The organism is Desulfovibrio inopinatus DSM 10711, from assembly GCF_000429305.1.
GTDB classification, from domain to species: domain Bacteria; phylum Desulfobacterota; class Desulfovibrionia; order Desulfovibrionales; family Desulfovibrionaceae; genus Alteridesulfovibrio; species Alteridesulfovibrio inopinatus.
Window position 1 is genome coordinate 235600 of sequence record NZ_AUBP01000005.1, and the last position, 17614, is coordinate 253213.

A 17614-nucleotide genomic window follows, 5' to 3' on the forward strand; every position below is an offset into this window, starting at 1 on the left:
TTGATGCACGGCAACTCGTTACGTAAAAAAATACTTGCCCTTAGGCACGACGCTATGAACATCCTGTACTACGATTGTTTTGCTGGCATAAGCGGCGATATGAACTTGGCCGCCATGATCGATCTTGGAGTAGACCCCGACTTTTTACGATCGGAACTCTCGAAACTTGGCTTAGATCATGAATTTGAACTCAATGTGTCGCGAGATTCCCGACATGGTATTTATGGGACACGCGTCGACGTCATATTGAAAAATCAAGGTGAAGCATCTACGCACAAGGATAAACATCATCACAGTAATCGACCGCTTCGTAACCTTATCGACATCGAATCTATCGTAGAGCGCAGTGCATTGCCTCAAGAGGTCAAAACAAGAAGTTTGACCATGTTTCATAAGGTTGCGAAAGCTGAAGCCCATATTTATGAAACATCGATTCACGAGGTCTATTTTCATGAAGTCGGGGCAACCGATTCGCTTGTCGATATGGTTGGTGCGGCCATCTGCCATCATCATCTTCATATTGACGAAGTATGGTCAAGTCCCGTTGAGCTTGGCGGAGGATTCAGACGTAGCGGCCACAGACTCGTTCCGATACCAGCTCCCGCGACTGTTGAAATACTCCACGGACTCCCAACGACACGCGGAGCAGTGAAGCAGGAAACCACCACCCCCACGGGGGCAGCGATACTGGCCACGTTGGTCGATCATTTTGTTGAGAAACCAACCATGGTAGTCGACAAAACCGCCTATGGTATTGGGCATCGAAAATCGGAGATCCCCAACCTGCTCCGTGTCCACCTCGCTCGAACATCCACGACGCGCAGCGACAACGCAGTTCAAGATACACGCCTCTTACAATGTAATATTGATGACATGACGGCTGAAATGCTCGGTGTCGCTATGGATATTTTGATGGAAAAGGGTGCAATGGATGTCCACTTTACGCCGATTTTGATGAAAAAAAACCGACCTGCAACCTGTGTCTCATTGCTCTGTCACGCAACGGATGAAGAACGTTTCATCGCATTATTGTTTCAGCACACAACGACCTTGGGTGTGAAGAGTTTCGAGCTTAAAAAAACGATTCTCGATGTTGCATTCGAACGTCAGGAAACACCATTAGGCACAGTCTCGATAAAGCACGCCGTCCAACACGGAAAGGCCATTCGTTCCAAACCAGAACTGGAAGATTGTCGAAAAATTGCTGTGGACCACAATATTCCTTTGGCTGAAGTCTACGCCATGATCAACTCTATCCGCAACAATTCAAAATAATGACTCCCCCACCCAATTCACCGAAAAATACGTATGAACGGTTACTCCAGGAACTCCGCGCCATGGGACGTGTTCTCATTGCATTTTCCGGAGGACTCGATAGCACATTCCTTCTCTACGCGGCTAAACAGGCACTAGGAGACAATGTGCTGGCAGTAACGCTCGTCACACCATATATGTCGACAACAGAAGTCCGCGATGCACAAACAACAGCGCACACATTGGCGATCCAGCATCAACTCATCGACATTCCGTTTCCCGAAGAAATACGACACAACCCTCCAGATCGCTGTTATCGTTGCAAGCGAGAATTATTTCAGCATGTGAAAACGCTGGCAGCAGAGGAACATATTGAACACGTTCTGGATGGAACCAACCATGATGACCTTGACGATTATCGCCCAGGGATGCGGGCTTTATCTGAATTACAGATAGAAACCCCTCTCCTCACTGTAGGGTTCACGAAACAGCACATCCGTGAACTTGCGCACGAGTTCAACCTGACGGTGTGGGACAAACCGGCCTCGGCGTGCCTGTTGTCCCGAATTCCACACGACACATACATTGAGGAGGATGAGCTACGGCGCATTGATCGCGCAGAATGCATCCTGAAATCGATGGGATTCGCTGCAGTCCGATTGCGAAGCCATGGAAATCTTGCTCGCATCGAAGTGCCCGTTGAAAGAATCAATGACCTTGTTGAAACAGCTCTGCGAATGGAAATACATGAACAGCTCAAAGCCTTAGGCTACCGATATGTCACCATGGATATGGGAGGTTACCGTATGGGGAGTCTGAACGAACCTGATGTTTCCTCAGCAGACAGTGACACCTCATACCCTAAATCGTGAAGAGCTGCTCTGGCCCCCCACAACGCTTCGCGAATAGAGAAGAATGTGATGCAAACCCTTGAAAATAAAAAAGGGACTACGATGATTGCATCGTAATCCCTTGAAATTTGGTACCGGGAGCGAGAGTCGAACTCGCACGATGTTGCCACCGCTGGATTTTGAGTCCAGTGCGTCTACCAATTCCGCCATCCCGGCGCGTGAGCAGTGAGAACTACGGACATTGTTTAACTTGGTCAAGTCTTTTTTTCTTTTTTTCTTGTTTGCCAAGAAAAGTCTTGATAGCACGCCTGAAGCGAATTTGCGCTTCTGCTTTCTTCTTAGCAAAGGATATCCCCGTGCACCTTCCACTTGGTTCTTTGGTCAATGCAGCGGCTATCATTATCGGTAGCCTCATTGGACTGCTTTTCCATGGCAAATTCCCGGATCGATACAAACTAATCGTCTTTCAGGGGCTTGGACTATGTGTTTTCGTTATCGGCGCACAAATGGCATTTACGATGACCGCCCCACTCGTGGCCATATTCAGCATTGTTCTTGGCGGCATTCTTGGCGAAGCCATTCGTCTTGATCTTCGCCTGGAATCACTGGCCCAAACTATGAAACGATTGACCCGGTCCACTGACTCGCGCTTTGCCGAAGGACTGGTTACAGCATCATTGATTTATTGTGTGGGCTCTATGGCCATTCTCGGCTCTTTTGATGAAGGTTTACGTGGTGACGCCACCCTGCTTTATACCAAATCCATGCTTGACGGCTTTGCATCCATTGTATTGGCATCGACGCATGGCGCTGGCGTGTTGTTCTCGTTTGTACCGGTTTTTATTTATCAGGTGTCTTTGACCATTTTGGCCGTCTTTCTCCAAAGCATGTTCACTCCTGCCCTTATTACGCAACTCACGTCTGTTGGCGGCATTCTCATCATCGGCATCGGCATCAATCTGCTCGACTTCATGGAAGTAAAAGTCTCGAATTTACTTCCATCTCTCGTGGTCGTGGTCGTGCTCAGTCTTATTTTTCTGTAGCACTATGCGTTTTCGTCCCATGCGGTGTTTCCCTCTTTACGTGCGGGATTGAATTCTTTATCACCTACGCCATGCATGAAATGTCCATTGCCCAAAATCTTCTGGAAATCATCAGCCAGGAGATGGCCAAAAACGGTATGACGACGTTGCACACGGTGAAAATCAAATATGGTCGTATGGCCTCAGTCGTTCCAGAGGCCCTGGAGACCGCGTTTATGGCCGTGACAATCAAAACCGACCTTGAAGGTGCGGTACTTGAACTTGAAGAAATTCCGGTTACGCTCGAATGCAGTGACTGCGGCCATGAGTTTACACCGGACGAAGATGAGATTCTTTTGCATCCTTGTCCGCAATGCGGACAAGATTTCGGCCACACCGTCAAAACTGGCCGTGAACTCTATATTGAATACATCGAAGCTGAATAACCCCCACGGAGTCGCCTATGCAAATCCCTATCGTGCGGAATATCCTTGAAGCAAATGATCGCATTTCCGAAGAACTCAAGGAGCTTTTCGCCAAGAAAAAGATTTTGGCTCTCAATCTCATGAGTTCACCCGGAGCAGGTAAAACATCCACCTTGGAAAAAACGCTGACCGCTCTCAAAGACGAGTTCAAAATGGCCGTCATTGAAGGCGACTTACAAACCGACAACGACGCCCAACGTGTTGCTGCGACTGGTGCCCAAGCGGTGCAAATCAACACCGAAGGGGGATGCCACTTAAGCAGTGCCATGGTGGCTGAAGCACTCAAATCCCTTGATTTGGAGAAGCTTGATATTCTCTTTATCGAAAATGTCGGCAATCTGGTCTGCCCGGCCGAGTTCGATGTTGGTGAAGATCACAAGATCACACTGTTGAGTGTGACGGAAGGCGATGACAAGCCGGAAAAATATCCGCTCATGTTCAATATTTCCTCGGTCCTTATCCTCAATAAGACCGACCTGCTTCCCTATGTTGATTTCGATTTGGATCGCGCTGCCGGATTTGCTCGAGCGCTCAACAAAGACATAGAAGTCTTTCCGCTTTCCTGTCGCACTGGGGAAGGACTTGAACAGTGGTATGCCTGGTTACGTAAACACGTTGCCGCCAAAAAAGCCTAATTTAGGGGCCGGCCGATGTGATGGCCGGCCCTTTTCATCTGCTCTGCACTGCTCTAGCGCTCTATCGATACCTTCCGGAGGCTGCAATGCTACTGCGCCGCTTCAGGCATCAGACAGGAAAAAAAACTGGTACAAACACCACGTTCGGCCAACCGACCCATTCCACCGTCGAGACCGACTTTATTCCCTCTGTCTGCGCTTACGCCTACAAAACGCACGAAGTCAGCCGCATCGAGTGCGATGGAGACCAAAACCTTCCCTCATTGCCACAAGCTGGGACAATCAACTGGATCAAAGTCAATGGTGTTCACGATCAGGCGCTTATAACGAAGATTGCCAACCATTTTCATCTCCATCCACTCATCCAGGAAGATATTGTCACACTTGGGGAACGCCCAAAGACAGAATCGTTTGGAGATCATGTCTTCATCATTCTTCGCGTTCTCAGCTATGATGAAAAAGCAGAACTCATTCGAGCAGAACAAGTCAGCATTATCCTCAATCACGACTTCATCCTGACATTTCAAGAAAGCAGCCACAATATTTGGGATACGATGGTGGAGCGTCACCTTGCGGGCACAGGGCGCCTCAAGACCTTCGGCATGAATCAACTGATTTACGCCCTGCTTGACACCATTATTGACGAATATTTTGTCACTATTGGACGACTGACGGAAGACATCGAGAAGATCGAAGAGCACCTCCTCGGAAAACAGGATGAACAAACGCTCTTCGCCATTTACAAACTGAAACGTGAAGTTCTCTTTCTCCACAAGTCCTTGTGGCCTTTACGCGAGGTTGTCGGACGATTACTCAAAGAAAACTTGGAAAATCGTAACGAGGAATCCTATTTTTTTATGGGCAATATTCAACAAGACGTTCTCCAGATCATCGAAGCCGTGGATACGCTTCGGGAAATGCTTGGGGAAATGCTCGGCGTCTACATGACGCGAACAGATCTCCATATGGGACAGATAGGACAAGTATTGACGGTGGTCGCAACCATCTTTATTCCGCTGACATTCATCACTGGTTTTTACGGGATGAACTTCGACAATCTGCCTTTGATCAAATGGAAATATGGTTACCTTCTCGTAGTTGCCCTTATGGGCTCCATTACGATCGGTCTGTTTCTTTTTTTTCAGGGTAAGCGCTGGCTTGCCCCGAAAATCGAGAATGACGACTCGTGAGCAATGCCCTTCTACTCTGCGTAAACCCGTGGGTTCAACCCCAAAAGACACATGACTTCATAGGAAATCGTCCCCCACCAACTTGCGAGTTCATCGGCGCTGATAGCGGCCTTTCCGCCGCCGCCAAGAAGCATAATTTTTTGACCAGGAGAGACACCATCAAGTCCTGTCACATCAACGGCCGATAATTGCATACACACACGACCAAGCACAGGTACCCGCTTGCCGTTCCAGACCATCCAGGCTTTACCGGATACACTCCGGGGATAAGCGTCGGCATATCCAGCGGCCACAATCGCAACGGTCATGTCCGTTTTGGCGGTAAAAGTGTAGCCATAGTTGATCGATTCACCAGCACGCAAGGGATGTACCGATGCAATGCGCGTTGCGACTTCCATGGCGCATTCTAAATCCTGGCCGAGCGTCTCGTGCGAGGTACGCCAAAACGGATTCCCTCCGTATAAGGCAATGCCGACCCGGCGGTGATCAAAAGCAAATTCAGGATACGCCAATGCGGCAGCAGAATTGGCCAAATTTCCCACCACTGGAAATCCTGCATGGCGTAATGCATGCAATGCGACGGTAAATGCTGCAGCTTGCTCTTTAACCGTCTCAGCAGCATTTGGATCATCAGCGCATGCCAAGTGCGAGGAAACCATGACCGGTTGCAATCCGGCCTCGCGTACCGCATTGATAACCGCAGGAGCCTCAGAAGGTCGAAAACCGAGGCGGTTCATGCCGGTATTCCACTTGAGCGCAACATCCACGGGACGTTTCCGCTCCTTGGCACGTGCGGCTTCCCCCAATTTGGCTATTTGCTCGAAATGGTGAATAAAACAAAGAATGTCATGTTGGCAGACAAGATCATAATCACTCGCAAGAATTGGTCCCAACAACGAAAGAATGCGCTTTTGTGGATAAACATCGCGTAAGCTGACGGCCTCTTCCACGGAGCCGACAGCAAAAATCTCGGCTCCGGCTGCATCAAGCACAGCCGCAACCTGAAAGAGGCCATGCCCATACGCATCAGCTTTAATGACAGGAATCACGGGGCCATTTTGTGCGAACCGGTTGTAATTGCGAATAATTCTGTCAAGATGGACGCTTACCGTCACATAGTTGTAAGGAATAGTCACACTGTGTCGCCTTTTTTTGGGGGAAGCTCCCAGGTTTCTTCTTTGCAAACACTCAGGCCATGGCCGAATAAATTAACGTACACGATATTGCCCTAGCCAATCTTGTGTATTCCAACTGACCAAGATTACGCAAGATACAATTGGAGGAAATATGCCGCAACCCCCGGCAAAAATTCATGTTCTCCCGAAACACTTACAGAACCAGATCGCGGCTGGCGAAGTCGTTGAACGACCTGCAAGTGTTATTAAAGAACTTATGGAAAATAGTCTGGATGCCGGAGCTGATCGTATCGACGTGACCATTGATGATGGAGGACGATCGCTTATTCGCATTCAAGACAATGGGTCAGGCATCACCGCCGATGACATGCCGTTGGCTGTAACACGTCATGCGACAAGTAAAATTGCACATATTGACGATTTGTTCACGATAACGAGCTTCGGATTTCGCGGCGAAGCCTTACCGAGTATCGCCTCGGTATCCCGATTCCGTATGGTTTCCTTGGCGGACGGCCAAGAGGACGCGACATTTTACGCATCAGAACATGGGACAGATACCGAAACCGGACCAGCAGCACACCCACGCGGAACAACCATTGAAGTCCGTGACCTCTTTGGCGCCATGCCAGCCCGCCTCAAATTTCTGAAAAGCCCCGCTACAGAAAACAGACGTTGCCAGGACGCCTTTACACGTCTCGCACTCACGCGCTTGGATGTCGCGTTTTCCTTGAACATCGGTGGACGACAAGCATTGTTTTTTCCGAAAACCGATTCTCTCAAGGCCCGACTGACGGAAATATGGCCTCCCAGTGTTGTCGAAGGCCTTGTTCCAGTCGATTTCACAGATGATGATCTGGGATTACACGGTGTTGTTGGACGTCCGGAAAATGCGCAGGCACGCGGGGATAGAATACTTTTTTACGTCAATGGACGAAGTGTGGCCGACAAAGTGCTCCTGCGTGCACTTCGGGATGCATTCAAGGGACGTTTATTGAGCCGAGAATATCCGCAAGCCACGCTCTTTCTTACCATCGACCCGAAGGAGGTCGACGTCAACGTTCATCCAGCCAAAACGGAGGTGCGTTTTCGTGATGAGTCGCGTTTGTTCCGTTTTATGCATCATGCCATCTCGCGAGCCTTGGAACAGGGAACATCGGGTGCCTTGGCGTTTTCTCAACCGCCCCAATCACCACCAGTGTCTCATCACCAGTCCCTGTCTGGGAACACGACTCCTCAACGTCCGACACCCCGGAATCCCTTTGCAAAATTCGCAACGTTTGCCGAATATGAGCAGCTGACCCGGACGAATTCTGGAAGAGAGACAACACCGCCATATCGAGACGAGAAAGAAACGCAGGACTTTTTGTCCCCTTCGACACCGCCTCAGACGTACGCCTCATCGCCCGTACCGCCACAGAGCAGCGATGCAGTTCACGAGACATACACTCCGCAACAAACCTGGCAAAACATCGTGGAAGACGACGCTCCTGTCCAGCAAGCCCACGACGCAGCTTCACCACAACCTGTTCAGGAAGATGGCCCAGCACCATCATCACAACACGCACTGACCGGGTATACGTATCTTGGACAAATCAGTGATACGTACCTTGTTTTGCGAGCACCGGACAACAGCTTGGCTCTCATTGATCAACATGCTGCGCACGAACGCATTCTTTTTGAATCCATGAAACAACGCCGTCAAAAAGGCGATTCACGACCACTGGCCATTCCTTTGGAGATACCACTCCATCAAACCGAAACACAGGCTCTTGAACGATTGTGGCCGACGCTGACGGAAATCGGATTTGGACTGGATTTATCACGTCCAGGTACAGTTGTCCTCTCATCAATCCCGACGACACTTGAACCAGCCGAAGCCAGAGCTGTGTTGAAAGACATGGCTGCAGAGAAAATCGAAGGGCTGGAAGAAGTATGGAAAATGTTGTCCTGCCGAGCGGCCCTCAAAGCTGGTTCATCGTTGGCCAAAGACGAAGCTCAAGCACTCTTGGAGGCGTTGGGGCAGTGCGCCAATGCGCGCTACTGCCCACATGGTCGTCCGGTCATGGTCGGGATGTCTGCTCTTGATCTCGAAAAGATGTTCAAGCGTAAGCCCTAAGAGTCAACCAAGATAGGGATCTCCAGAGTTCAAATACATCTGAACATAATCCGCCACGGCCTCATGGAGTGGCGTCGGTGTATATTTACCCAATGCCGATGCCAATCGCTCCATGTTGGCCTTGGTATAATACTGGTAACTGGCCTGCAGTGATTCGGGCATTTCAATGTAGACGATATGAGGATCCAAATCCATGGCGGAAAATACAGCTGCAGCGAGTTCATTCCACGTTGAGGCGCGCCCCGAACCAACATTAAATATACCATTGATATCAGGATGTTCCATGAGCTTCCACATGACATCGACACAGTCCTTCACATAGACGAAATCACGCATTTGCCCACCGTCGGAATAATCCTCACGATAGGACTTGAACAACCGCAAAGCACCGGTTTCTTTAATTTGGTGATAGGCCTTGCACACAACGCTTTTCATGTCTCCCTTGTGGTATTCGTTGGGGCCGAACACATTGAAAAACTTCAGGCTGGCCAATCGGCCGAGAACACCACTGCGTTGCGCCCAAAGATCAAAGAGTTGTTTGGAGTATCCATACATGTTGAGCGGTCGAAGTTGATCGAGCGCATCCGGATCATCATCGAACCCCATAGCCCCATCGCCATATGTCGCAGCCGAAGAAGCATTGATCAATCGAATATCATTTTTCAAGCAATACTGAGCAACAGCTTTCGTGTACTTGAAATTGTTGTTCATCAAATATTCAGCATTGGTCTCCGTTGTTGACGAACATGCTCCCATATGAATCACAGCCGTTGCGGCAAAGGCATCATTGTTTGTCTCAAGACGTCGAAGGAACTCAGCTTTATGTATATAATCTGCATATCGCAGATTCACGAGGTTTTTCCACTTCCCTTGCGGGCCAGCTTCGCCCAGATTATCGACAACAAGAATGTCCTCAATTCCTTCCTGGGCCAGCTTCCAAACGACGGCACTGCCGATAAAGCCGGCTCCGCCGGTTACAATAATCATTGACGCTCCCCTATTTTCCGTTTTTATGTGATCGCGAATAAGTATATCTCGTGAAGAAACTTGCCTTGCTTGAAAATATTTACTACTTGCGCCAGCTGTAAGGAGGATATAATGCTCGCGATTCTCGATTACAAGGCCGGCAACCAGACGAGTGTCAAACGTGCCTTGGATTACCTGGAAATTCCCTGCGCCATCACGGCCTCTTTAAACGATGTGGAAAACGCCCACGGGATCGTTTTTCCCGGTGTCGGGGCGGCGGGCCAAGCCATGGACGAATTAGAGCGTACCGGGCTTGACTCCATTTTGAAAAAACAAATTGAAGCCGGCAAACCCCTGCTCGGTATCTGTGTTGGCTGTCAGATACTTCTTGATTACAGCCCTGAGAACGATACCGAAACTCTCGGCATTATTCCCGGTGAATGTGCCATGTTCAACCGTGCTCTCAAGGACGAAGAAGGCGACCCCATCCGCGTACCCCACATGGGATGGAACCGCGTCGAGCTCCAAAAGAAATGCGAACTTTTTGACGACGTAGACCCGGAATCGGAATTTTATTTCGTCCATAGTTACTACCCCGTTCCCAAACCGGAATATGTTCTCGCCACGACGTTTTATGGTGCTCGATTCTGCTCGGTTCATGGTCGGCGTGGTTTGTGGGCTGTTCAGTTCCACCCGGAAAAAAGTGGCCGCCCTGGACTCAAACTCCTTTCCAATTTCTACAAATACTGCCTGGAGACGACCGATGCTCAGTAAGCGCGTCATTCCCTGTCTGGACGTTCGCAACGGCAGATTAACGAAGGGGATTAAATTTAAAGGTAACGTCGACATCGGCGACCCTGTAGAAACGGCTCGGATGTACTACGAACAGGGCGCTGATGAAATCGTATTCTATGACATCACAGCGTCGGCCGAAGGGCGTGGCATCATGATCGATGTCGTAGAGCGCGTCGCCAAAACTATTTTTATTCCGTTCTCTGTTGGCGGTGGTATCTCGACGGTGGAAGAAATGCGTGCCGTTCTTCTCGCCGGTGCGGAAAAGATTTCTGTCAACTCGGCTGCTGTCAAAAACCCCGACTGCATCAGTCAGGGGGCGGCCGCATTCGGTTCCCAATGCATCGTGGTCGGCATGGACGTCAAAGCCGTTCCTGTGACTGAAACCATTCCCTCCGGCTACGAAATCGTCATTCACGGCGGCCGCAAAGCCATGGGAATGGATGCGCTGGAATGGGCCAAAACCGTTGAAGCCCTTGGAGCCGGCGAAATTTGCCTGAATTCCATTGACGCCGACGGCACAAAAGATGGGTATGAACTCAATCTGACGCGGCTCATCTCCGAGAATGTGGGTATTCCCGTTATCGCTTCGGGTGGTGCCGGTTCGCCGCAGCATATGGTGGATGCCGTCACCGAAGGCAAAGCCTCGGCAGCTCTTATTGCCTCCATTGTCCACTACGGGGAATACACCATTCCTCAGATCAAAGATTATATGGCTGATAAAGGCGTTAAAGTTCGACGCATCTGGTAAAAAGCACGGAGCCGGCATCATACCGGCTCCGTTTTACAGACACACTTTCGTCTTGCTCAGACGAGAATTATCTATTTCGCGGTAAACACTCCGCTCTTTCCACCGCTTTTGTACAGCAGTCGAATATTTTGAATAACAATATCCTTCTGCACAGCCTTACACATGTCATATAAGGTCAACGCAGCAGCCGTGGCCGCGTGCATGGCTTCCATTTCAACACCTGTTTTGCCTTCTGTGCGCGCCTCGGCTTCGATATCAATGCGACAGGCTGTCTCATCAAGGGAAAACCGCACATCGACAAAATTCAGTGCTAACGGATGACACATCGGAATAAGATCTGCTGTCCGTTTCGCAGCCAGAATCCCGGCGATTTTCGCCGTTGTCAGTGCGTCTCCCTTCGGAAGAGCTTGCTCTTTCAGAAGCGTAAATGTCTCTTTCGATACAACAACTTGTGCGCCGGCGATAGCTACCCGGCGTGTAATCGTTTTCTCGCCGACATCAACCATTTGCGCTCGGCCATCTTCGTCGATATGAGAAAAGTGCGGCATACTCGCCTCCTTCATGAACTCATGTGATAATACTCATCCAACAACACAGCAGGACACGTTGTAACGACCACGCCGTGAAGTCTCTCACCTTTGCAAGGAGCCTCAAATTCTACACCATGGCTCCCGGCATTCCCTCTTATAATGAATACAAAATATTCCCACACCTCAAGAGGACGGATAGTAAACTGCATAAAAAAGCCTCGCAAGGTTTTTCCCTTGCGAGGCCAATATCGTACGAGGGGCAGGGTTAATTGCCCATGACTTTTTCTTTTGCTTTCTTGAAGAACTTTTTGACTTTCTTTGAAGTTTTTTCTTCTTCAAGGGCTTCAAATTCTCGCAACAGTTCTTCTTGCTTTTTGCTGACACCACGTGGAGTCTTCACGATAACTTCAACAAGCAAATCTCCACTGTGTGACAGTCCCGGGTGAGGCATACCATATCCACGAAGCGAAAAGACTTCACCACTCTGGGTTCCTTTCGGAATATCCATGGTTTCCGTACCATCCAACGTGGGGACTTCAATCTTGTCGCCCAGTATCGCTTGGACAAACGAAATCTCTGTCGTCAAAATCAAGTTCTGACCCTGGCGACGGAATGTCTTGTCTTCCTCGACGTGAATAACAACGTACAAGTCGCCGGCAGGTCCACCGAATTGACCGGGCTCCCCTTCTCCGCGCAATCGCAAGCGATTGCCATTATCGACCCCGGCCGGAATGCGGACACTTAAATTACGCGTTTCTCGCGTGACCCCATTTCCCTTGCAGTTGGGACACGGGTCCGTAATGACAGTACCCCGGCCATTGCATATGGGGCAGGTGATGGCAATACGGAAGAACCCCTGGCTCTGTTGAACCTGCCCTGCGCCGCCGCAGTGCCGGCAGGTTTCAGGAGACGATCCAGGTTTCGCACCAGTGCCATCACATTCTGTGCAGGAAACGTTTTTGGGAATGTTGAGCTCGACTTCTTTTCCAGTCGCCGCTTCTTTCAGCGTCACGGTGAGGTCATAGCGCAAATCAGAACCGGCCTGAGGTCGTGGTCCTCCACGACGTCCACCCTGCTGGCCGAAGCCAAAAAATTCACCGAAAATATCGCCGAATGCGCCAAAAATATCATCTGCAGAATGGAAGCCATCAAACCCAGAACCGTTCATCCCCTCATGGCCAAAACGGTCATATCGGGCCCGCTTTTGCGGGTCGCGCAAGATTTCATAGGCTTCCGCCGCATCCTTAAACTTGGCCTCAGCATCAGGATCGTCGGGATTTCTATCGGGATGATATTTAAAAGCCATTTGCCGATAGGCTTTTTTGATTTCATCGTCCGATGCTTCCCGGGCAACACCAAGAATTTCGTAATAATCGCTCTTAGACATACGCTATTTACTGGATGTCGTTCCGGTTTCCTCGAAATACTCCGTCGGAAGAACCTTCCCGGAAGCAATTTCGCGCAAGGACGTAACGATTTCCTTGTTCTTGCAGTCAACCAGCGGGGAATACCCGTCACGGTATTGCTTCACGCGTTTAATGGCCATTTGGACGATGAGGAAACGATTGTTGATTTGTTGCAGGCAATCTTCCACCGTAATACGAGCCATGCGGCCTCCTGATATACGTAAAATCTCAATGTAAAAAAAAGAAACGCCGCCAGGGCTCTTCACTTCTCACAACGTGTTTTGGATAATGCGTAAAGTCGATCAGTCAAGTCCCCAAGGGGAATTTTTGAGCCAATCACGTTGTCCCTGACGAGCCGTGCGGAATGCAAAAACTGCCAAACAGGCTAGACAAACCTTTTATATACACACAGGTCAAATGTTTTGTCAAATGCAAGATCTCCCTCAAATCGATTCGCTCAAGCATACGTGCGCACAATTCAATATGCCAGTCGCCCCAACGACTTGAGAATCAGCGTCGCTCCCATGGCAAACATCCCCGTGAGACCGATACCGCATGAAAAGCCGGCTAATAATACGGGAGCGTATTGCCGCCACATTTTTCCATACTTTTTGAGGAAATAATATCGTCCAAGCAAGGCGCCCACGACTTCCAGAATAAGACCATGCGGAATGCTTTGGCCCAAACCACGGACTACGCCATAAACAAGCAAAACGGGAAGGCCAAAAATCATAAGAATAAGATACGTGATAAGCCCAAACCCGAGCCCAGCACTAATATAATATCCATTGAGCGCTTGAAAGAATGGAGAATTTCCTTCCAGAGTGGACGTTTGCATAAGCAGTGTATTCAACGCCTGCAAATGCCACAATTCTTGAGCATAGGGATAGTTAGCAGAAGGAATGGGTGCAAGTTGCCAAATGAACTGTGAAAACAATAAACTGGCGACCATAACAACAGGAAAGACAACAATCTCCGATTTGATGACACCACGGAGACTCGTTCCGGTGAGTTCTATTTCCCGAAAATCAACCGCGGTTTTTCCATAGTTGTGAATGGGAATCGGCGCATACCAAATCTCTATCCCTGAATACCCAAAGAACTTGGCTCCCGCGATAAAGCTTGCCTCTCGCACCAGAGGAAGGCTGACGAATTGCCCGGCGATCCCTTCCATACGGGCTGTGATATAGGAAATAATTGGCGTGTATAGAAAACCGTACACGACAAAGAATATCCAAGGAAAATTCGGTACAAGCCAGAGGCAAAGCAAAATATAGCCGATAGTGGATAAGACATAGATGCCTATTGAAACCCAAAAATTAATATCACCACGCTTTTTGTTGTCCGTAAAAAGCGCTTTGTATGCATTAACTCCACTCCCCTTTCCAAAGGATCGGGCCACATGCCACACGCCGATCACCCCGATCGCGAGACCAAGGCCAATCCCAAAGCTCATGTAGAAATCGAAATTATTGGCAAAGAGGGTTTCAACGGTGCCCATTCCCGGATGCCAACGATGCAATATACCGTGCTTGTATAAAATGGGGTTAGCCACGACCGTTATAAGGAACCCGGCCAAACCACCGATGACCGCCCAAAACGGCAGCACCATCCCAATAAAAACAAGACCGAGATCAAGCTGAATACCGGTAGCCACCGCGGGAAGCCAATCCTCGGTATTCAACGTAAAATCAGCCCAAGGAAGCGGAATGAGTTGTACCGGCGAGGTGAAGATAAGTCCTGAAATAACGGGGAACAGGACGTAAATCGCCCCAAAGACAAGGCCAATCATCCCTCCGACAGAAAAAACGCGCCACTTCCAGCCGGTTTTCTTGTCTTCGGTCGATTCCGCCAGTGCCATTGTCCCGAGAGCCCCAACCGGAGCCATAGGAAATGGTAAGCGCTCGACATCGGATGTAATGCGGTACAGTGCATAGCCCAAGCCGAAATGATCCACCCGTTGAATGATCTGAGAACCAACCAATAACAGAATAGGGATCATCCAATCGCTATGAAAAAACGTCCGATCAACCAGCGATTCCGAACCGGGCTGTGGCGCGATCCAGAGGGGGATATACTCGACAAGGCCGAGCATTTTGGCAGCATCAGACTGAACGAGGTACTGATTCCATAATAATCCTTGAAACGGTGAAGCAAGCGCTGCTCCAGCCATATAATACAACAGAAATATTTCTTGTTGTTTGAGTTCGGTATAGGCTCGTTTGGCGACTTCGGCGAAGAGAATGATCGTCACCCAACGCGCTGCCGGTCCGATACCGGAACCGATAACGAGCTGGAGATACATGCTCCCCGGCATCATGAGAAAGCCGATGAAAACGGCTCCGACGATAGTCTTCCAGTCGAAGCCCTCTTCGAAATGGTCTGGCGCCGGTAGAAGATCCCGATACTCTTTGAGTTCCTTATCGTCGTACATTGCCTATCCGTTGCCTTGGGGGAGATGCCGCATTATAGAACTGGCTCCCCGTTAGTTGGGCAGAACCTGATAACTTTGGTCCATGAAAAGGCCGATCACGGCGAACGTGCCGCCCATGAGAAAATCCCCGAGCACAAGTCCTATAAAGAAAAGCCGGAGTCGGCGAAACAACGTCACGCCTCCATACCGTAGCGTCAGGTGATTACACATCCACCCTACGACGAAGCTAAACCACAGAATACGCATGGCGGAACTGTACATTGTCAAATAGCCGATGGGATGAATGGGCCACCAATAAAACCGCTGATAACAAATGAGTAGAAGCAGCATAACGATGGCCCCGACAATGGCAAATCCAACAACCCATTCATTGGGTCCGGCCGGCGTTTCAATGAGGCGCTGCACATTGTCGTAGACATGCTGTACGGTGCCAATCTCCCAATCAAGCTGCAGATCGCGAAATCCGTATTTATACCCGATAAACAAGAAGGCGCCGAACGAGGCTGTCACTCCAAGAACAAGCGCAACCGCAATACCGACAAACATCATGCGCTTGTTTTTGACCGGTTCACTCACTTTAGATGCATGAAGTAGCGATGGCATAAGGGATTCACGGAGATCGACAAAAAGCACTTTCTGCATAACAGCGGCCATGGCCAACCCTACGCCTGAAAAGAAACCGGAGCCGGTACCGGCCAAAATCCCGTCGATCGGCGCAGCAGTCAGTGTGAAATAGGCGATCCCCCCTTGGCAAATGACACGCGTCGCAACGAGGGTGAAGATAAAAAACATGAGCATCAGGCACACAGCCGCCACAAGCGACATCCCGAACCAGACCGACCACGCCACCAGACCGGCCCCACCAAGAATAACGCCCCAAAACGACAATCTCGACGAGAACCATTCTGTCTCAAGAGCTTGTGCTCGTCCCATGCCAATGGATCGGCGCGCCACATCAAGCAAATGGAAGCGTGCCAACCAGACAAGGAACAGAAAAAATACAATATATCCACCAATCATCTGTGTTTCTTCCGGACGTTGTAACGTCGGGCCAAACGTCACGCCTAACGCAGACGCCGGAACCTGGTAGCCAACGACAGACAACAATCCGAACAACAGGCCTCCGGCCAGATAAAACAGCCAAAAACTGAATGAAATCTGACGAGCTGTCATATAGGCGAAACCAATAAACGCTGGATAAATATAAATTTTGAGTTTGGAAAATCCTGAAAAAAGACCGGTCCCAGGAAAATACGGACCAGCGAGAATCAACGTTGGCACGGTTGGAACTGAAGGATCATAAAATCCCCAACCATTGATTGTGTGCAGCACAACAGGAACAAGAATGCCGGTCAGGAGGTATTTATCCGATAAAAAATGGAAAAATTGCTTTTCATCAAGCGCTTCTTCCATCACCCGAGGCAACGTCAACAAAGGAAAATTCATGCGTTCATTGGAAATCCACTGTCGCGAGAACAGATTGACCAAACACACCATGACAAAATAGCATAAGAGAATAAAAATAGCCCAGGTACCAAGGACCGGAAGCCATGCATCCCATGGAATTTTGGAAATGACCTCCGTCCACGGCATGGAATACCCGCCTTTGAGGCCATTGTAGAGAGACTCCACCGCCTCCTGACTATTGGGATACCATGCTTTGGGTAAAAGAGGTCCTAACGCTTCAGTCCAACGGTTCCCAAGCGTGGCGAAATGCGTTGGCGCAGTCAGATTGACAAAAAAAGTTCTCGCCAACCCAGTATAAGGAATCCCCGACACCACCACCATAAGTACCCAGGAAACAAGTAATTCCAATCCGGTAAAAAGAGACCAACCGCGAAAAAACTTGGTCAACAGCGCCATGATGATGGTCAACCAAACCAAAATAAAAAAAGGAGCCAAGGGGAAATGGCCCCCGGCCAAAAGCGTGGCCGTAAGGTACGAGTTGTTGTAAGGCGTTGCTAAACAAATCAAAACGCCTAATACAACGCCAAGAAGCAATGCGCGCAGCCGGATCACGGTATGCATGGTCTCACATTCCAGATC

16 protein-coding genes and 1 tRNA gene are annotated in these 17614 nt (G+C 49.5%); 9 read left to right on the top strand and 8 right to left on the bottom strand.

Annotated elements, in window-relative coordinates; all coding sequences use genetic code 11:
- Nucleotides 1-54: 54 nt before the first annotated feature.
- Both larC and larE read left to right on the top strand, forming a co-directional pair.
- Nucleotides 55-1275, top strand: coding sequence for a nickel pincer cofactor biosynthesis protein LarC (larC, locus tag G451_RS0105615; RefSeq protein WP_027183481.1), 1221 nt, complete (start codon nucleotides 55-57; stop codon nucleotides 1273-1275).
- A complete protein-coding gene (larE, locus tag G451_RS0105620; protein ID WP_027183482.1) occupies nucleotides 1275-2126 on the top strand; it encodes an ATP-dependent sacrificial sulfur transferase LarE in 852 nt (283 codons plus the stop codon). The genes larC and larE overlap by 1 nt, the downstream gene beginning before the upstream one ends.
- A 108-nt stretch (nucleotides 2127-2234) precedes the next feature.
- Here the strand turns inward: larE and G451_RS0105625 are convergent.
- Nucleotides 2235-2321: transfer RNA gene (locus G451_RS0105625), tRNA-Leu, on the bottom strand.
- Nucleotides 2322-2461: 140 nt separating this feature from the next.
- Here G451_RS0105625 and G451_RS0105630 point away from each other — a divergent pair.
- From G451_RS0105630 to corA, 4 genes are all read left to right on the top strand, one after another.
- Nucleotides 2462-3148 carry a DUF554 domain-containing protein gene (locus tag G451_RS0105630; protein WP_027183483.1) on the top strand — a complete coding sequence of 229 codons (687 nt, stop codon included), beginning with the start codon at nucleotides 2462-2464 and terminating at the stop codon, nucleotides 3146-3148.
- A gap of 71 nt (nucleotides 3149-3219) precedes the next feature.
- Nucleotides 3220-3573: a hydrogenase maturation nickel metallochaperone HypA/HybF gene (locus tag G451_RS0105635; protein WP_027183484.1), complete on the top strand. Its 354-nt coding sequence runs from the start codon at nucleotides 3220-3222 to the stop codon at nucleotides 3571-3573.
- Nucleotides 3574-3590: 17 nt separating this feature from the next.
- Nucleotides 3591-4247, top strand: a complete 657-nt coding sequence (hypB, locus tag G451_RS0105640; protein WP_027183485.1) for a hydrogenase nickel incorporation protein HypB — start codon at nucleotides 3591-3593, stop codon at nucleotides 4245-4247.
- An 86-nt stretch (nucleotides 4248-4333) separates the two neighbouring features.
- Complete coding sequence (gene corA / locus G451_RS27860; protein ID WP_051261197.1) at nucleotides 4334-5437, top strand: magnesium/cobalt transporter CorA; 1104 nt, start codon at nucleotides 4334-4336, stop codon at nucleotides 5435-5437.
- Between the two features lie 11 nt (nucleotides 5438-5448).
- Here corA and alr read toward each other — a convergent pair whose 3' ends face one another.
- Nucleotides 5449-6573, bottom strand: coding sequence for an alanine racemase (alr, locus tag G451_RS0105650; protein WP_027183486.1), 1125 nt, complete (start codon nucleotides 6571-6573; stop codon nucleotides 5449-5451).
- A 151-nt stretch (nucleotides 6574-6724) separates the two neighbouring features.
- Between alr and mutL the strand changes: the two genes are divergently transcribed.
- Nucleotides 6725-8689: a DNA mismatch repair endonuclease MutL gene (gene mutL, locus G451_RS0105655; protein WP_027183487.1), complete on the top strand. Its 1965-nt coding sequence runs from the start codon at nucleotides 6725-6727 to the stop codon at nucleotides 8687-8689.
- A 3-nt stretch (nucleotides 8690-8692) separates the two neighbouring features.
- On the opposite strand, the gene rfaD is transcribed toward mutL, so the two are convergent.
- Nucleotides 8693-9676, bottom strand: coding sequence for an ADP-glyceromanno-heptose 6-epimerase (gene rfaD / locus G451_RS0105660; protein ID WP_027183488.1), 984 nt, complete (start codon nucleotides 9674-9676; stop codon nucleotides 8693-8695).
- Between the two features lie 111 nt (nucleotides 9677-9787).
- On the opposite strand from rfaD, the gene hisH reads away from it, so the two are divergent.
- Nucleotides 9788-10429 carry an imidazole glycerol phosphate synthase subunit HisH gene (gene hisH / locus G451_RS0105665; RefSeq protein ID WP_027183489.1) on the top strand — a complete coding sequence of 214 codons (642 nt, stop codon included), beginning with the start codon at nucleotides 9788-9790 and terminating at the stop codon, nucleotides 10427-10429.
- A complete protein-coding gene (gene hisF / locus G451_RS0105670; protein WP_027183490.1) occupies nucleotides 10419-11198 on the top strand; it encodes an imidazole glycerol phosphate synthase subunit HisF in 780 nt (259 codons plus the stop codon). Before hisH ends, hisF begins: the two co-directional genes overlap by 11 nt.
- Before the next feature lie 71 nt (nucleotides 11199-11269).
- On the opposite strand, the gene moaC is transcribed toward hisF, so the two are convergent.
- The 5 genes from moaC to G451_RS0105700 all read right to left on the bottom strand — a co-directional run bounded on the left by moaC (nucleotide 11270) and on the right by G451_RS0105700 (nucleotide 17596).
- On the bottom strand, nucleotides 11270-11746 hold the full coding sequence (gene moaC, locus G451_RS0105675; protein WP_156921527.1) for a cyclic pyranopterin monophosphate synthase MoaC: 477 nt from the start codon (nucleotides 11744-11746) through the stop codon (nucleotides 11270-11272).
- 247 nt (nucleotides 11747-11993) lie between these two features.
- Nucleotides 11994-13115 carry a molecular chaperone DnaJ gene (gene dnaJ, locus G451_RS0105685; protein ID WP_027183492.1) on the bottom strand — a complete coding sequence of 374 codons (1122 nt, stop codon included), beginning with the start codon at nucleotides 13113-13115 and terminating at the stop codon, nucleotides 11994-11996.
- A gap of 3 nt (nucleotides 13116-13118) precedes the next feature.
- Nucleotides 13119-13337 (bottom strand): DNA-directed RNA polymerase subunit omega, encoded by a 219-nt coding sequence (rpoZ, locus tag G451_RS0105690; RefSeq protein WP_027183493.1) that lies wholly within the window; start codon nucleotides 13335-13337, stop codon nucleotides 13119-13121.
- A 275-nt stretch (nucleotides 13338-13612) separates the two neighbouring features.
- Complete coding sequence (locus G451_RS0105695; protein ID WP_027183494.1) at nucleotides 13613-15568, bottom strand: OPT family oligopeptide transporter; 1956 nt, start codon at nucleotides 15566-15568, stop codon at nucleotides 13613-13615.
- Nucleotides 15569-15619: 51 nt separating this feature from the next.
- Entirely contained in the window at nucleotides 15620-17596 is a 1977-nt protein-coding gene (locus tag G451_RS0105700; RefSeq protein ID WP_027183495.1) for a DUF6785 family protein, read from the bottom strand.
- Nucleotides 17597-17614 lie beyond the last annotated feature (18 nt).

What these genes read in the sequence shown, in the direction of transcription:
- larC (WP_027183481.1), top strand. Translation starts at nt 55, where the DNA reads ATGAACATCCTGTACTACGATTGTTTTGCTGGCATAAGCGGCGATATG.
- larE (WP_027183482.1), top strand. Translation starts at nt 1,275, where the DNA reads ATGACTCCCCCACCCAATTCACCGAAAAATACGTATGAACGGTTACTC.
- G451_RS0105635 (WP_027183484.1), top strand. Translation starts at nt 3,220, where the DNA reads ATGCATGAAATGTCCATTGCCCAAAATCTTCTGGAAATCATCAGCCAG.
- hypB (WP_027183485.1), top strand. Translation starts at nt 3,591, where the DNA reads ATGCAAATCCCTATCGTGCGGAATATCCTTGAAGCAAATGATCGCATT.
- corA (WP_051261197.1), top strand. Translation starts at nt 4,334, where the DNA reads ATGCTACTGCGCCGCTTCAGGCATCAGACAGGAAAAAAAACTGGTACA.
- mutL (WP_027183487.1), top strand. Translation starts at nt 6,725, where the DNA reads ATGCCGCAACCCCCGGCAAAAATTCATGTTCTCCCGAAACACTTACAG.
- rfaD (WP_027183488.1), bottom strand. Translation starts at nt 9,676, where the DNA reads ATGATTATTGTAACCGGCGGAGCCGGCTTTATCGGCAGTGCCGTCGTT.
- hisH (WP_027183489.1), top strand. Translation starts at nt 9,788, where the DNA reads ATGCTCGCGATTCTCGATTACAAGGCCGGCAACCAGACGAGTGTCAAA.
- hisF (WP_027183490.1), top strand. Translation starts at nt 10,419, where the DNA reads ATGCTCAGTAAGCGCGTCATTCCCTGTCTGGACGTTCGCAACGGCAGA.
- moaC (WP_156921527.1), bottom strand. Translation starts at nt 11,746, where the DNA reads ATGCCGCACTTTTCTCATATCGACGAAGATGGCCGAGCGCAAATGGTT.
- dnaJ (WP_027183492.1), bottom strand. Translation starts at nt 13,115, where the DNA reads ATGTCTAAGAGCGATTATTACGAAATTCTTGGTGTTGCCCGGGAAGCA.
- rpoZ (WP_027183493.1), bottom strand. Translation starts at nt 13,337, where the DNA reads ATGGCTCGTATTACGGTGGAAGATTGCCTGCAACAAATCAACAATCGT.
- G451_RS0105695 (WP_027183494.1), bottom strand. Translation starts at nt 15,568, where the DNA reads ATGTACGACGATAAGGAACTCAAAGAGTATCGGGATCTTCTACCGGCG.
- G451_RS0105700 (WP_027183495.1), bottom strand. Translation starts at nt 17,596, where the DNA reads ATGCATACCGTGATCCGGCTGCGCGCATTGCTTCTTGGCGTTGTATTA.